General features: G+C 30.3%; 17 protein-coding genes and 2 pseudogenes. 17 read left to right on the top strand and 2 right to left on the bottom strand.

Annotated elements, in window-relative coordinates; all coding sequences use genetic code 11:
• The first annotated feature begins 5 nt into the window (after window positions 1–5).
• The 14 genes and pseudogenes from AA076_RS01295 to AA076_RS01355 all read left to right on the top strand — a co-directional run bounded on the left by AA076_RS01295 (window position 6) and on the right by AA076_RS01355 (window position 8,096).
• Window positions 6–506, top strand: a complete 501-nt coding sequence (locus AA076_RS01295) for a TIGR01741 family protein (protein WP_001008475.1) — start codon at window positions 6–8, stop codon at window positions 504–506.
• A gap of 10 nt (window positions 507–516) precedes the next feature.
• Window positions 517–1,012: pseudogene (locus AA076_RS01300) on the top strand (TIGR01741 family protein).
• A gap of 10 nt (window positions 1,013–1,022) precedes the next feature.
• The gene (locus AA076_RS01305) at window positions 1,023–1,514 is read left to right on the top strand and encodes a TIGR01741 family protein (RefSeq protein ID WP_000142033.1); all 492 of its coding nucleotides are present in this window, start codon (window positions 1,023–1,025) and stop codon (window positions 1,512–1,514) included.
• Between the two features lie 209 nt (window positions 1,515–1,723).
• Window positions 1,724–2,407 (top strand): DUF5079 family protein, encoded by a 684-nt coding sequence (locus AA076_RS01310; protein ID WP_001836349.1) that lies wholly within the window; start codon window positions 1,724–1,726, stop codon window positions 2,405–2,407.
• A gap of 115 nt (window positions 2,408–2,522) precedes the next feature.
• Window positions 2,523–2,636, top strand: a pseudogene (locus AA076_RS15880) (DUF5080 family protein); the annotation flags it as partial.
• Between the two features lie 356 nt (window positions 2,637–2,992).
• The gene (locus AA076_RS01315) at window positions 2,993–3,493 is read left to right on the top strand and encodes a TIGR01741 family protein (RefSeq protein ID WP_000141982.1); all 501 of its coding nucleotides are present in this window, start codon (window positions 2,993–2,995) and stop codon (window positions 3,491–3,493) included.
• 11 nt (window positions 3,494–3,504) lie between these two features.
• A complete protein-coding gene (locus AA076_RS01320; protein WP_000142145.1) occupies window positions 3,505–4,005 on the top strand; it encodes a TIGR01741 family protein in 501 nt (166 codons plus the stop codon).
• A gap of 10 nt (window positions 4,006–4,015) precedes the next feature.
• On the top strand, window positions 4,016–4,516 hold the full coding sequence (locus AA076_RS01325) for an antitoxin YezG family protein (protein ID WP_000142176.1): 501 nt from the start codon (window positions 4,016–4,018) through the stop codon (window positions 4,514–4,516).
• A 10-nt stretch (window positions 4,517–4,526) separates the two neighbouring features.
• Complete coding sequence (locus AA076_RS01330; protein ID WP_000141942.1) at window positions 4,527–5,027, top strand: TIGR01741 family protein; 501 nt, start codon at window positions 4,527–4,529, stop codon at window positions 5,025–5,027.
• Window positions 5,028–5,037: 10 nt separating this feature from the next.
• Window positions 5,038–5,538 carry a TIGR01741 family protein gene (locus tag AA076_RS01335; protein ID WP_000141947.1) on the top strand — a complete coding sequence of 167 codons (501 nt, stop codon included), beginning with the start codon at window positions 5,038–5,040 and terminating at the stop codon, window positions 5,536–5,538.
• Window positions 5,539–5,548: 10 nt separating this feature from the next.
• Window positions 5,549–6,049, top strand: coding sequence for a TIGR01741 family protein (locus AA076_RS01340; RefSeq protein WP_000142102.1), 501 nt, complete (start codon window positions 5,549–5,551; stop codon window positions 6,047–6,049).
• Between the two features lie 10 nt (window positions 6,050–6,059).
• Window positions 6,060–6,548 carry an antitoxin YezG family protein gene (locus AA076_RS01345; protein WP_000142094.1) on the top strand — a complete coding sequence of 163 codons (489 nt, stop codon included), beginning with the start codon at window positions 6,060–6,062 and terminating at the stop codon, window positions 6,546–6,548.
• A gap of 622 nt (window positions 6,549–7,170) precedes the next feature.
• Window positions 7,171–7,545 (top strand): DUF4467 domain-containing protein, encoded by a 375-nt coding sequence (locus AA076_RS01350; protein ID WP_000822161.1) that lies wholly within the window; start codon window positions 7,171–7,173, stop codon window positions 7,543–7,545.
• Between the two features lie 152 nt (window positions 7,546–7,697).
• Window positions 7,698–8,096 (top strand): DUF4064 domain-containing protein, encoded by a 399-nt coding sequence (locus AA076_RS01355; RefSeq protein WP_000415675.1) that lies wholly within the window; start codon window positions 7,698–7,700, stop codon window positions 8,094–8,096.
• 215 nt (window positions 8,097–8,311) lie between these two features.
• On the opposite strand, the gene AA076_RS01360 is transcribed toward AA076_RS01355, so the two are convergent.
• Both AA076_RS01360 and brnQ2 read right to left on the bottom strand, forming a co-directional pair.
• The gene (locus AA076_RS01360) at window positions 8,312–9,136 is read right to left on the bottom strand and encodes a formate/nitrite transporter family protein (RefSeq protein WP_000659770.1); all 825 of its coding nucleotides are present in this window, start codon (window positions 9,134–9,136) and stop codon (window positions 8,312–8,314) included.
• Window positions 9,137–9,372: 236 nt separating this feature from the next.
• Window positions 9,373–10,680, bottom strand: coding sequence for a branched-chain amino acid transport system II carrier protein BrnQ2 (gene brnQ2, locus AA076_RS01365; RefSeq protein WP_000745099.1), 1,308 nt, complete (start codon window positions 10,678–10,680; stop codon window positions 9,373–9,375).
• A 583-nt stretch (window positions 10,681–11,263) separates the two neighbouring features.
• Here brnQ2 and AA076_RS01370 point away from each other — a divergent pair.
• From AA076_RS01370 to AA076_RS01385, 3 genes are all read left to right on the top strand, one after another.
• On the top strand, window positions 11,264–12,154 hold the full coding sequence (locus tag AA076_RS01370; RefSeq protein WP_001033876.1) for a 5'-nucleotidase, lipoprotein e(P4) family: 891 nt from the start codon (window positions 11,264–11,266) through the stop codon (window positions 12,152–12,154).
• 248 nt (window positions 12,155–12,402) lie between these two features.
• The gene (locus AA076_RS01380) at window positions 12,403–13,452 is read left to right on the top strand and encodes an ABC transporter permease (protein ID WP_000477934.1); all 1,050 of its coding nucleotides are present in this window, start codon (window positions 12,403–12,405) and stop codon (window positions 13,450–13,452) included.
• 12 nt (window positions 13,453–13,464) lie between these two features.
• Window positions 13,465–14,142 (top strand): ABC transporter ATP-binding protein, encoded by a 678-nt coding sequence (locus AA076_RS01385; RefSeq protein WP_000911019.1) that lies wholly within the window; start codon window positions 13,465–13,467, stop codon window positions 14,140–14,142.
• The last annotated feature ends 75 nt before the right edge of the window (window positions 14,143–14,217 follow it).

Here is a 14,217-nt window from a genome sequence, read left to right on the forward strand (position 1 = left end):
ATAACATGAATTTCGAAGAAAAATTAAGTGAAATGTACAATAAAATTGCAAATGAGATCAATGAAATGATACCAGTAGAGTGGGAAAAGGTATATGTAATTGCATATGTGGACGATGGAGGTGGGCAAGTTATATTTTATTATACCAAGCCCAGAAATGATGAGCTGTATTATTATTCGAGTATCGTTGAAGATTATAATGTTTTAGAAGAAATCTTTGATGATTTATGGATGGAACTTTATAGATCATTTAAAAAATTAAGAAATATATTTAAAGAAGAAAGTCTTGAACCATGGACATCATGTGAATTTGACTTTACAAAAGAAGATAAATTAAAAGTTTCATTTGATTATATTGATTGGAAGAATACAGAATTTGATCAATTAGGCCAAGAAAACTACTATAACTATAGAAAATTCGGAATTATACCAGAAATGGAATATGAAATGGAAGAGGTTAAACAAATCGAGCAATATATTAAAGAGCAAGAAGAAGCTGAACAATAGAGGCGATAACATGATTTTCGAAGAAAAACTAAATGAAATGTACAACGAGATTGCGAATAAAATTAGTAGCATGATACCAGTAGAATGGGAAAAGGTATATACAATGGCTTATATAGATGATGGAGGAGGTGAAGTATTCTTTAATTATACTAAACAGCGATGAATTGAATTATTACACCGATATACCTAAGGAGTATAACATTTCTGTGCAAGTATTTGATGATTTATGGATGGATTTATATGATTTGTTTGAGGAATTAAGAAATTTATTTAAAGAAGAAGGACTAGAACCATGGACATCATGCGAATTTGATTTTACAAGAGAAGGTAAATTAAAAGTTTCATTTGATTATATTGATTGGATAAATTCAGAATTTGGTCAAGTAGGTCGACAAAATTACTATAAGTATAGAAAATTTGGAATTTTACCAGAAACGGAATATGAAATTAATAAAGTTAAAGAAATCGAGCAATATATTAAAGAGCAAGATGAAGCTGAACTATAGGGGCGATAATATGACTTTCGAAGAAAAATTAAGTGAAATGTATAGCGAGATTGCGAATAAGATTATTAGCATGATACCGGTAGAGTGGGAAAAAGTATATGCAATGGCATATATCGATGAAGAATGTGGAGAAGTGTTTTACAATTATACTGAACCAAGCAGTGATGAATTATTTTACTATACAAGTGTGATAAAGAAGTATAATTTATTGAAATCAAGCTTTATGGATTCAGTATATGAGTTGCATGATCAATTTGAGGAACTAAGAGAAGTATTTATAGAAGAAGGTCTTGAACCATGGACATCATGCGAATTTGATTTTACAAAAGAAGATAAATTAAAAGTTTCATTTGATTATATTGATTGGATAAATACAGAGTTTGATCAATTAGGCCGTGAAAATTATTATATGTACAAAAAATTTGGTGTTTTACCAGAAACGGAATATGAAATGGAGGAGGTTAAAGAAATCGAGCAATATATTAAAGAGCAAGAAGAATAGACAATCTTAATGTAAGATTAAACAATAAAGCTTTGTTTAGTCTTTTTAGCGTTTAAGTAAAAAACAATAGAGACCATAAAGTTGTCATCAAATAATAATATAAAGATAATTTTAGGCTTTTATACTTTTAATCGAAAAGAATCTAAGTACTTATAACTTTAAATACTTAATATGCTATTACAAAATCAATGTATAGGAGATAGGTAAATATGACTACTAAGGAAAATATAGACATTCTTCGAAAGCCAGGTGCACAAGCCTTAAGTTTAGCATCATTATTTATGATACTTTTTTCATGTCTAACTTTCTTTTTTGGTTTAGATTATGAAAGGTTTCCAAATTATTTAAAGATAACGACAATTATAGAATTAATAATTATCATAATTAGTTTACTTCAATGGATTAGATTTATAGATTTCGAAAAGGAAAGCGTACAGAAATATAAGAAAATATATGCCCGATTTTTAGTTATTATAAATGTGCTAACTACTATCACCGCAGTATTTGCAACATGTAACCTTTATTATTTTGTTGCTGTACAAAATCATTATGACCTATTCAATTATTGGTTGATGGGTACGATTTCAATCATAATTAGTTATTTGTTATTAGTAATTGGCGGAATGTTCACGTTATTAAAATTACCTAAAGTAACAAAACGTTGGGGTGGTAAAACTAAAACACATTTCGGTTTATTATTAACCGCGTTGAGCGCATTTATATATATTGAAAGAATTATCGAATATATATTGGTGCCCAATGTCGTAGAATCCAAGTTTGTCATAATGGTAAGTATCATTATTATTGCTTGTACACAATTTGTGGCATTTCAATTTATTATGCAATACAGTAGATTCTATATTTTTGAATTAAACACTGAAGATGATGACTAAATAATTTTATAAAATACTGTTGGAGTATACTTAAATAAGAAAATCAACTTCAACGTATATCACCATATTATTTTATACTCAATGATGTGAAAGAATTTGAGTGGATTGATATTAATGGGATTTGATTATTAGAATTAGAAAAGGAACGTTTGCTTTTGTTGTAATAAATCTATTATTTTTCAATTGTTGGTTATTTATTCTGAATATAATTTTATCAAGATTATTATAATTGTATTACATATAGGTGTTGGTAAATTTTATTTACGAAATGGCAAAAAAGTATATACTATCAATATCTTTTTTACTATAATTATAAATAGTTAAATAAATAGAAAGACAAAATAATGAGTAGGAGTTTTAGGGCTATTATTTACAAATAATATAATACTGCAAAGACTCGAAATTATTTAGAATTCCAGTTATCGTAACAATAGTTGCAGTTATTTTAGTTCCATTAGTGTATTTAGGTTTAAAATGAGTAATATTAATTTGAAGAAGCATTAAGCGACGTAGAGGTGTTGTTTAGTGCTTTTTATTTAACGGAAATGAAACCAATATCTATTTTGAAAATATAGGGGCGATAACATGACTTTCGAAGAAAAACTAAGTGAAATATACAACAAGATTGCGAATGAGATTAGTGGGATGATACCAGTAGAATGGGACCAAGTATTTACGATAGCTTATGTAAATGATAGAGGTGGAGAGATCGTTTTTAATTATACTAAACCAGGTAGCGATGAATTGAATTATTACACATATATCCCTAGAGAGTATAATGTCTCTGAAAAAGTATTTTATGATTTGTGGACGGATTTATATAGATTGTTTAAGAAGTTAAGAAACGCATTTAAAGAAGAAGATTTAGAACCATGGACATCATGTGAATTTGACTTTACAAGAGATGGTAAATTGAATGTTGTATTTGATTATGTTGATTGGATGAATTCAGAATTTGGTCCAATAGCAAAAGAAAATTATTATATGTACAAAAAGTTTGGTGTTTTACCAGAAACGGAATATGAAATTAATAAAGTTAAAGAAATCGATCAATATGTTAAAGAGCAAGATGAAGCTGAACTATAGGGGGAGATAACATGACTTTCGAAGAGAAACTAAGTCAAATGTACAATAAAATTGCAAGTGAGATCAGTGGAATGATACCAGTAGAATGGGAGCAAGTATTTACAATAGCTTATGTAACTGATCAAGCTGGGGAAGTCATTTTTAATTATACTAAACCAGGTAGTGATGAATTAAATTATTATTCAGACATACCTAAAGATTGCAATGTCTCAAAAGATATTTTTAAGAATTCATGGTTTAAAGTTTATCGAATGTTTGATGAGTTAAGAGAAACTTTTAAAGAAGAAGAGCTTGAACCATGGACATCATGCGAATTTGACTTTACAAGAGATGGCAAATTGAATGTATCTTTTGATTATATTGATTGGGTGAATTCAGAATTTGGACCAATGGGAAGAGAACATTATTATATGTATAAAAAATTTGGAATTTGGCCTGAAAAAGAATATGCCATAAATTGGGTTGAAAAAATAAAAGATTATGTTAAAGAGCAAGATGAAGCTGAACTATAGGGGAGATAATATGACTTTCGAAGGAAAACTAAGTCAAATGTACAACGAGATTGCGAATGAGATTAGTGGGATGATACCGGTAGAATGGGAGCAAGTATTTACAATAGCTTATGTAACTGATCAAGCTGGAGAAGTCATCTTTAATTATACTAAACCAGATAGTGATGAATTAAATTATTATTCAGACATACCTAAAGATTGCAATGTCTCAAAAGATATTTTTAAGAATTCATGGTTTAAAGTTTATCGAATGTTTGATGAGTTAAGAGAAACTTTTAAAGAAGAAGGGCTTGAACCATGGACATCATGCGAATTTGACTTTACAAGAGATGGCAAATTGAATGTATCTTTTGATTATATAGATTGGATAAATACAGAGTTTGATCAATTGGGCCGTCAAAATTATTATATGTACAAAAAATTTGGGGTTATACCAGAAATGGAATATGAAATGGAAGAAGTTAAAGAAATCGAACAATATATTAAAGAGCAAGAAGAAGCTGAACAATAGAGGTGATAACATGACTTTCGAAGAGAAAATAAGCAAATTATATAATGAGATTGCGAATGAGATTAGCAGTATGATACCGGTAGAGTGGGAAAAAGTATATACAATGGCTTATATAGATGATGGAGGAGGTGAAGTATTCTTTAATTATACTAAACCAGGTAGTGATGACTTGAATTATTACACCGATATACCTAAGGAGTATAACATCTCTGTGCAAGTATTTGATGATTTATGGATGGATTTATATGATTTGTTTGAGGAATTAAGAGATTTATTTAAAGAAGAAGGACTTGAACCATGGACATCATGTGAATTTGACTTTACAAGCGAAGGTAAATTAAAAGTTTCATTTGATTATATAGATTGGATAAATACAGAGTTTGATCAATTAGGCCGTGAAAATTATTATATGTATAAAAAATTTGGGGTTTTACCAGAAATGGAATATGAAATGGAAGAAATTAAAGAAATCGATCAATATATTAAAGAGCAAGATGAAGCTGAAATATAGGGGAGATAACATGACTTTCGAAGAGAAAATAAGCAAATTATATAATGAGATTGCGAATGAGATTAGCAGTATGATACCGGTAGAGTGGGAAAAAGTATATACAATGGCTTATATAGATGATGGAGGAGGTGAAGTATTCTTTAATTATACTAAACCAGGAAGTGAAGATTTGAATTATTATACCGATATACCTAAGGAGTATAATGTTTCTGTGCAAGTATTTGATGATTTATGGATGGATTTATATGATTTGTTTAAGAATTTAAGAAATTTATTTAAAGAAGAAGGACTTGAACCATGGACATCATGTGAATTTGACTTTACAAGAGACGGCAAATTGAATGTTTCATTTGATTATATTGATTGGGCGAATTCAGAGTTTGGACAAATGGGAAGAGAACATTATTACATGTATAAAAAATTTGGAATTTGGCCTGAAAAAGAATATGCCATAAATTGGGTAAAAAAAATAAAAGATTATGTTAAAGAGCAAGATGAAGCTGAACTATAGGGGCGATAATATGACTTTCGAAGAAAAACTAAGTCAAATGTACAATGAAATTGCAAATGAAATCAGTGGAATGATACCAGTTGAATGGGAAAATATATATACAATTGCCTATGTAACTGATCAAGGTGGAGAGGTCATTTTTAATTATACTAAACCAGGTAGCGATGAATTGAATTATTACACATATATCCCTAGAGAGTATAATGTCTCTGAAAAAGTATTTTATGATTTGTGGACGGATTTATATAGATTGTTTAAGAAGTTAAGAGAAACTTTTAAAGAAGAAGGGCTTGAACCATGGACATCAAGTGAATTTGACTTTACAAGCGAAGGTAAATTAAAAGTTTCATTTGATTATATTGATTGGATAAATACAGAGTTTGATCAATTAGGCCGTGAAAACTATTATATGTATAAAAAGTTTGGTGTTTTACCAGAAATGGAATACGAAATGGAAGAAGTTAAAGAAATCGAGCAATATATTAAAGAGCAAGATGAAGCTGAACTATAGGGGCGATAACATGACTTTCGAAGAAAAGCTAAGTCAAATGTACAATGAAATTGCAAATGAAATCAGTGGAATGATACCAGTAGAATGGGAAAAAGTATATACAATTGCCTACGTAGATGATGAAGGTGGAGAGGTTGTTTTTAATTATACTAAACCAGGAAGTGAAGATTTGAATTATTATTCAGATATTCCTAAAGATTGCAATGTCTCAAAAGATATTTTTAAGAATTCATGGTTTAAAGTTTATCGAATGTTTGATGAGTTAAGAGAAACTTTTAAAAAAGAAGATTTAGAACCGTGGACATCATGTGAATTTGACTTTACAAGAAAGGGAAATTTAAAAGTATCATTTGATTATATAGATTGGATTAAATTAGGTTTTGGCCCATCAGGAAAGGAAAACTACTATATGTACAAAAAATTTGGTATTTTACCAGATATGGAATATGAAATGGAAGAAATTCGAGCAGTAGAGAAGTATGTTAAAGAGCAAGAGTAGCAGACATGTTATAAAAGACTGTGCAAAATCACCCTCGTTTTACATTTGATTCAAAGAAGAAGGTAAAAGATAAGATTATTTGCAACTTAAAAAGTCAATTAGCTTATCGGTATCCATACATCATGGATAAATGAGTTCAACTAATTAACAAATCACGATATAAATTTAAAATTGTCATTAATTGAAAAGGTTATTGTAGTGTATTTTATAAAGTTGATGTACATCGACTTATTTTTTAAAACTTATATCAAAAAAATATGAGAAAAGTATATACTATTAAAATGTTTTTTACTATAATTATAAATAGTTAAATATTTGGGAATTAAATAAATATATAGGAGGCAATTTTTAGAGATACATAGCAATGTAAAGGTATCAAATAGTTATTTCATAATTTATTATGATGACATAATTTTCAGTAGATAGTTGTAAATTAACACTGAAATAGATGTTTATATTAAGAAGACTTTAATATCATAATTAATCAAAATCTTGCGTCAAACATTTAAACGAATTTTAAGTTGATAACAATTGGCAAAACATTGTTCAAACATCACAATGATAAAGCATATTATCAGTATTGTAGTGTGTGGAAAATGACAGCCATCTAAGGAGAAAAATGATGAAAAGAATATTGGTAGTATTTTTAATGTTAGCAATTATATTGGCAGGTTGTTCTAATAAAGGTGAAAAGTATCAAAAAGATATTGATAAAGTGTACAAAGAACAGAATCAAATGAATAAAATTGCCTCGAAAGTACAAAACACTATTAAAACAGACATTAAACAAGAAGACAGTAATACACATGTTTATAAAGATGGTAAAGTCATTGTTATTGGTATTCAATTATATAAAGATCGTGAAAAAATGTATTATTTCGCATATGAAATAAAAGATGGTAAGGCAGAGATTAATAGAGAAATAGACCCAATTAAGTATATGAAAGACCATAAAGCAGATTATGAAGATGAAAATGTAGAAGTGGAAAAAGATTAACATAGGCTTTCTTTAAAACTTTTAACCAGTTTCAAAAAGTAAATGAGCTTTAGCGACAATAATTTTTAAAATAAACACGATATAAATTTAAACATTTATATATAAGAACACAAACGCAAGTTTGTAAATAATAATAATAAAGGAGTAAGACAATGGAAAAATCGATCAAAATAATGACAATAATAGGAATTGTTGTTCAGGGTTTAGCAACGGTATTTAGTTTACTATTGATGGTTTTAGCAGCATCAGGTGTAATGACTACAGATGTGTCAACAACAGTTAATGGTGAGGTTGACCCAGTTGATGCAGAAACAGCAGCAGCAATTTTCACTGTATTATTCTTATCCCTATTCATATTTGGAATCATTTCAATTATTTTAGGTGCAATCGGTATGTTTAAAGCATCTAAAAACAAAAAAATGAGTGGTATATTGTTGATTATTGGAGCTGTAATAAGTGGTAACATAATTACATTTGCTTTATGGTTAATCAGTGGTATTAAACTACTTACTAATAACAAGCCTAAAGATGAAATAAGCGACTTATCATAAACATCGTATATTGAAATTTCAAGATTTCTTAAGTAATTAAATAAAGTGCTCTCTTAGAAGTAGATTTTCAGTCAATAACTGCTTTTAAGAGAGCATTTTGTATTTGATAATGCTCATAGCATCGGATAAAAATCATTGACGAACTTTAAAAAAATACGTTAGACAATGCACTTCTAAATATTAAAGGCATCGACTAACGCATTGTTCAAATATAGTTAATTATTTTTATAAAATTGATGATGATCATTCAAGTAAGCATAGAATAAACCTATAATGAGTCCGCCTCCAATATAGTTACCGATAAAAGCCGCAGCGATATTCGAAATAGCTGGTATGAAGTGCAATGTATCAACTTGATAAATTAAACCACCCATAAATAAGCAACTGTTGTAAACGACGTGTTCATAACCCATAAAGGCGAATATGGTAACACCGAACATCATGACAAACATTTTTGCGAGTACATCGTCAATTTGCATGGCAATAACTAATGAAATATTGATAAAGAAATTGGCGAAGATCGCTTTCATTAATATACTTACAAAACCAGTAGACAACGTTTTATGCTCTATAACTGCTGATAACTGATTTAACATATCTGGCGTCATTACATTTGAAAAACGCATGAAACTAAATAAAATAGCAGCACCTAAAATATTTCCTGCAAAGCATAATAAAAATATTTTCAATACTCTAGTTGGTTTAATTACTTTATAATACAGGCCTACAGTAAAGTACATGAAGTTACTGGTTAGTAGTTCGGAGTTTGTAAATAAAATGAGTACTAACGCAAAGCTGAATGTAATGGCACTGGCCATATTCACAATGCCTGGCGGTAAATCTGGTTCGTGTGTTGCTTTAACTGATAATACGAAGACCGTAATAATCCCGATAATAAATCCTGCCATCATCGCGCGTAATAAATAACGTTTTAAATAAACGCTTTGTAATATATCTTTTGTTCTTATCGTTTCGACTACGTTATTTACCCAGTCGTCCCCATAAAAAATCTTATCCCATTTAATATGTTTCTCCTTCACAATGACATCCTCACTTTTCATTTGTTAATCAGAGTATACTATGAATTGCCTTATTTGTGAATAATTTCACAAAATTAATTTTAAAAACTAATATTTTTGAATAACAGCTAGGATTTTTTAACAAATCATTTATTTTAAAATAATCAATAGACAGACGGTATCACTGAAAAGTCATGAATTTCATATAAAAAAGCCTAGTAACGATGGGTCAATCATTACTAGGCAGTGAGCATTTATTAAGTTGTCGCTTGTTTCGGACGGCGTATAAATACATCGATTATGAAACCGATAATAGCAAAGAGCATGAATGGTACAAGCCAAGCTAAATCGATATCTGCTAAAGGTAACATCATAAACGATTTCAAAATAACACCGTGTAATAAGTTGAAACTATTTAGTATTTGTAAAATTGAAATAATCAATGTAATAACAGTTGCGAGTCGATAGGCCCAACTGAATCTGAATGTGCTAAACATGTTAGCAAATGATATGAGTACAAGTGCAATCGACACGGGATATATTAAAGTCAATAATGGGACAGCAATTTTTAAAATCATTTCTAAACCAAGTGTTGTAAATAAGAACCCTATGATAGAGAAAATAAGTGCGAATATTTTATAAGAAAACTTAGGTACGTGTTTCTTAGTAAATGTGGCGCAAGCATTGACGAGTCCTATACATGTTGTTAGGCATGCAAGGATAACCGTCATTCCAAATACGAGGTTACCGAACGAACCAAATAATCGTAATGAGTTGTACGTCAATATATCTGTACCATCTTTAAAGTTTCCTGGAGCTGTTGATGCCCCAACGTATGCAAGTGCAAAGTAAATCATTCCAAGTAATATGGCTGCAATAAGACCTGAAAAGCAGACATATTTTAAAATTTTCATGCGATCTGTGAGGCCTTTAAACTTATAGCCATTGACAATGACTACGGAAAAAGCTAACGCAGCAACAAGATCCATTGTAAAATAGCCTTCCAAACTTCCTGAAATGAAAGGATGTGTTATATATTTATCCTTAGGTGCACTTAGTGCAGATTCAGGGTTGAAAATGACAGCAATACTTAATAGAGCGACCATTAATAGTAATAACGGTGTTAATAATTTACCTAAATTATCAACGATTTTCGATGGATTTAAACTAATCCAGTAAACGATGGCAAAAAAGATTGCTGCGAATATAATTAAAGTCCATTGGTTATGCACAGGTAAAATGTGTCTTGTACCAATTTCGTACGCGACATTTGCAGCACGTGGAATACCGTAAAATGCTCCGATAGACATGTAAATCACGACAGCAAAAATAAACCCGAACCATGGATGTATACGATTGCCTACACTTTCAACACCTTCATCATAAAATGCAACAACAATAACAGTAATAAAGGGGAGTAATATGCCTGTAAGGGCAAAGCCTAGCATACCAATCCACATATTTTGACCCGCTGTATGGCCAAGCATGGGCGGGAATATTAAATTTCCGGCTCCAAAAAATAGTGAAAATAACATGAGGCCCGAAATAATAACTTGTTTTTTCAATGTAATTTCCTTCCTAAAACTAGATATTCATAATAATTTAAAAAATCTGAAAAATAAAAACGTTCTTACTTTATCTTTAAATGACAATACTATGATTCTATTATTTTATAAAAAAGATTGCAATAATAACGTCTTGCTATTATTGGATAATGACAATTAAAGTGTCGTTTTTATGAATTAAAATAGGTGAAAGTAAGTTGGAAATACGTTGGAGCGTTGTGATTTTTATGAGAAATTGTATGAGTGAGGACTGCTATTTATAAAAGGTAAACTATGGATGAGTTTATGGTTGTTCCAATAGGTAAATAAGAGATAGCACACTGTACACATAATGATACGTGGATGAGTGAATATGTCTGATAGGAAGGCCTAGTCACTCAAATGAATTTAAGTTTATTACGTGATAAATCACAAATCTCTCTCATGTGATAGGTCTCCCATTAAATCATGCTTATATGAAATGTTCACATATTTGTTAGCTTTTCAAGAAATAATATTAAATATCTTTTCATAGTATAGCAATATTAAATAAATGCATTTATAATTTTAACTGTATTTTAAATATTAATCATGAGGTGATAAGATGAATAAAATTTCAAAGTATATTGCAATAGCATCATTATCGGTAGCGGTTACAGTTTCAGCACCACAAACGACAAATTCTACAGCGTTTGCCAAAAGTTCTGCTGAAGTTCAACAAACGCAACAAGCTTCTATACCAGCATCACAAAAGGCGAATCTTGGTAATCAAAATATTATGGCAGTGGCTTGGTATCAAAATTCAGCTGAAGCAAAAGCATTATATTTACAAGGTTATAACAGTGCAAAGACACAGTTAGATAAAGAGATTAAAAAGAATAAAGGTAAACATAAGTTAGCTATTGCTTTGGATTTAGATGAAACAGTTTTAGATAATTCTCCATATCAAGGCTATGCATCAATACATAATAAACCTTTCCCAGAAGGTTGGCATGAATGGGTACAAGCTGCTAAAGCTAAACCTGTCTATGGCGCAAAAGAATTCTTGAAATATGCTGACAAAAAAGGTGTCGATATCTACTATATTTCTGATAGAGATAAAGAAAAAGATTTAAAGGCAACACAAAAGAACTTAAAACAACAAGGTATCCCTCAAGCTAAGAAGAGTCATATTTTACTAAAAGGTAAAGATGATAAGAGTAAAGAATCACGCAGACAAATGGTTCAAAAGGATCATAAACTTGTCATGCTATTTGGAGATAATTTATTAGACTTTACAGATCCAAAAGAAGCTACAGCTGAATCTCGTGAAGCATTAATTGAAAAACATAAAGACGATTTCGGTAAGAAATATATCATTTTCCCTAACCCAATGTATGGTAGTTGGGAAGCTACGATTTACAACAATAACTATAAAGCAAGTGACAAAGCAAAAGATAAATTACGTAAAAATGCTATTAAGCAATTCGATCCTAAAACAGGCGAAGTTAAATAATATATGAATTGGACGTCTACATGTACTTAAAGGTATATGTAGGCGTTTTTAAATTGATCCTTAATTTTAAATGTACCGTACAAAAATAATAGACAATTAATTGCATTTTCCATAAATTTGCTTTTAATATAAAAAGTTCGGGTATAATGAAGGATAAGTGTATGTATAACATTACAGAGCGCAACACGACGTACGTGCATCTAAGAATATAAACAATGTTTAAATCATAGTAGTAGGGAGAGAAATGCATGTTTTTAGCTTGGAATGAAATACGGCGCAACAAATTGAAGTTTGGACTAATTATTGGTGTGTTAACGATGATTAGTTACTTGCTATTTTTATTATCTGGATTGGCGAATGGTCTTATCAATATGAATAAAGAAGGCATTGATAAGTGGCAAGCAGATGCCATTGTTCTAAATAAAGATGCCAATCAAACTGTGCAACAATCTGTTTTTAACAAGAAAGATATTGAAAATAAATACAAGAAGCAAGCTACTTTGAAGCAAACAGGGGAAATTGTGTCTAATGGCCATCAAAAAGACAATGTTTTAGTGTTCGGTGTTGAAAAGTCATCATTTTTAGTTCCGAGTTTAATAGAAGGGCATAAAGCGACTAAAGATAATGAAGTGTTAGCTGATGAAACGCTTAAAAATAAAGGATTTAAAATTGGTGACACATTATCACTATCTCAATCAGATGAAAAATTGCATATCGTAGGTTTTACAGAAAGTGCAAAATATAATGCGTCATCAGTCATTTTCACGAATGACGCTACCATTGCCAAGATCAATCCTAGATTGACTGGAGATAAAATTAATGCAGTTGTTGTACGTGATACAAATTGGAAAGACAAAAAATTAAACCAAGAGCTTGAAGCGGTAAGTATTAATGACTTTATTGAAAATTTACCAGGTTATAAACCACAGAACTTAACATTAAACTTTATGATTTCATTCTTATTTGTCATTTCAGCTACAGTTATAGGCATTTTCCTATATGTCATGACATTACAAAAGACGAGTTTATTTGGCATATTAAAAGCTCAAGGATTTACGAATGGCTATTTGGCGAATGTGGTAATTTCGCAGACGGTCATATTAGCACTATTTGGTACGGCATTTGGCTTACTGTTAACAGGCGTTACAGGTGCATTTTTACCTGATGCAGTACCTGTCAAATTCGATGTACTAACATTGCTCGTATTTGCAATTGTGTTAATGATTGTCTCTGTATTAGGAAGTTTATTCTCCATTTTAACAATTAGAAAAATAGATCCGTTAAAGGCGATTGGGTAGGAGGTGTAGCAAATGTTGAAATTTGAAAATGTAACAAAGTCATTTAAAGATGGGAATCGTAACATTGAAGCGGTTAAAGATACAAATTTTGAGATAAATAAAGGTGATATTATAGCATTGGTTGGACCTTCTGGCTCTGGTAAAAGTACATTTCTAACTATGGCAGGTGCTTTACAAACACCGACATCTGGGCACATTTTAATCAATAACCAAGATATTACGACAATGAAGCAAAAAGCATTGGCAAAAGTTAGAATGTCTGAAATAGGTTTTATTTTACAAGCTACAAACCTTGTACCATTTTTAACGGTAAAGCAACAATTTACATTATTGAAAAAGAAAAATAAGAATGTTATGTCTAATGAAGACTATCAGCAACTTATGTCACAATTAGGTCTAACTTCATTGCTTAATAAGTTACCTTCAGAAATTTCAGGTGGTCAGAAACAACGTGTGGCGATAGCCAAAGCGTTATATACGAATCCGTCGATTATTTTAGCGGATGAACCTACCGCGGCGTTAGATACTGAAAATGCGATTGAAGTCATTAAAATTCTACGTGATCAAGCCAAACAAAGAAAGAAAGCATGTATTATTGTTACACATGATGAACGACTTAAAGCATATTGTGATCGTTCATATCATATGAAAGATGGCGTCCTTAATCTTGAAAATGAAACAGTAGAATAGTTTTATTAAGCCGGTACATCATGTGCCGGTATTTTTATGTTTATGTATTATTTGAATAAACTTTCACATTCAATT

Origin of the sequence: Staphylococcus aureus (assembly GCF_001027105.1) — a bacterium.
In the GTDB taxonomy this organism is placed as follows: domain Bacteria; phylum Bacillota; class Bacilli; order Staphylococcales; family Staphylococcaceae; genus Staphylococcus; species Staphylococcus aureus.

Coding starts and splice junctions, on each gene's coding strand:
- AA076_RS01295 (WP_001008475.1), top strand. CDS start 6: ATGAATTTCGAAGAAAAATTAAGTGAAATGTACAATAAAATTGCAAAT.
- AA076_RS01305 (WP_000142033.1), top strand. CDS start 1,023: ATGACTTTCGAAGAAAAATTAAGTGAAATGTATAGCGAGATTGCGAAT.
- AA076_RS01310 (WP_001836349.1), top strand. CDS start 1,724: ATGACTACTAAGGAAAATATAGACATTCTTCGAAAGCCAGGTGCACAA.
- AA076_RS01315 (WP_000141982.1), top strand. CDS start 2,993: ATGACTTTCGAAGAAAAACTAAGTGAAATATACAACAAGATTGCGAAT.
- AA076_RS01320 (WP_000142145.1), top strand. CDS start 3,505: ATGACTTTCGAAGAGAAACTAAGTCAAATGTACAATAAAATTGCAAGT.
- AA076_RS01325 (WP_000142176.1), top strand. CDS start 4,016: ATGACTTTCGAAGGAAAACTAAGTCAAATGTACAACGAGATTGCGAAT.
- AA076_RS01330 (WP_000141942.1), top strand. CDS start 4,527: ATGACTTTCGAAGAGAAAATAAGCAAATTATATAATGAGATTGCGAAT.
- AA076_RS01335 (WP_000141947.1), top strand. CDS start 5,038: ATGACTTTCGAAGAGAAAATAAGCAAATTATATAATGAGATTGCGAAT.
- AA076_RS01340 (WP_000142102.1), top strand. CDS start 5,549: ATGACTTTCGAAGAAAAACTAAGTCAAATGTACAATGAAATTGCAAAT.
- AA076_RS01345 (WP_000142094.1), top strand. CDS start 6,060: ATGACTTTCGAAGAAAAGCTAAGTCAAATGTACAATGAAATTGCAAAT.
- AA076_RS01350 (WP_000822161.1), top strand. CDS start 7,171: ATGAAAAGAATATTGGTAGTATTTTTAATGTTAGCAATTATATTGGCA.
- AA076_RS01355 (WP_000415675.1), top strand. CDS start 7,698: ATGGAAAAATCGATCAAAATAATGACAATAATAGGAATTGTTGTTCAG.
- AA076_RS01370 (WP_001033876.1), top strand. CDS start 11,264: ATGAATAAAATTTCAAAGTATATTGCAATAGCATCATTATCGGTAGCG.
- AA076_RS01380 (WP_000477934.1), top strand. CDS start 12,403: ATGTTTTTAGCTTGGAATGAAATACGGCGCAACAAATTGAAGTTTGGA.
- AA076_RS01385 (WP_000911019.1), top strand. CDS start 13,465: ATGTTGAAATTTGAAAATGTAACAAAGTCATTTAAAGATGGGAATCGT.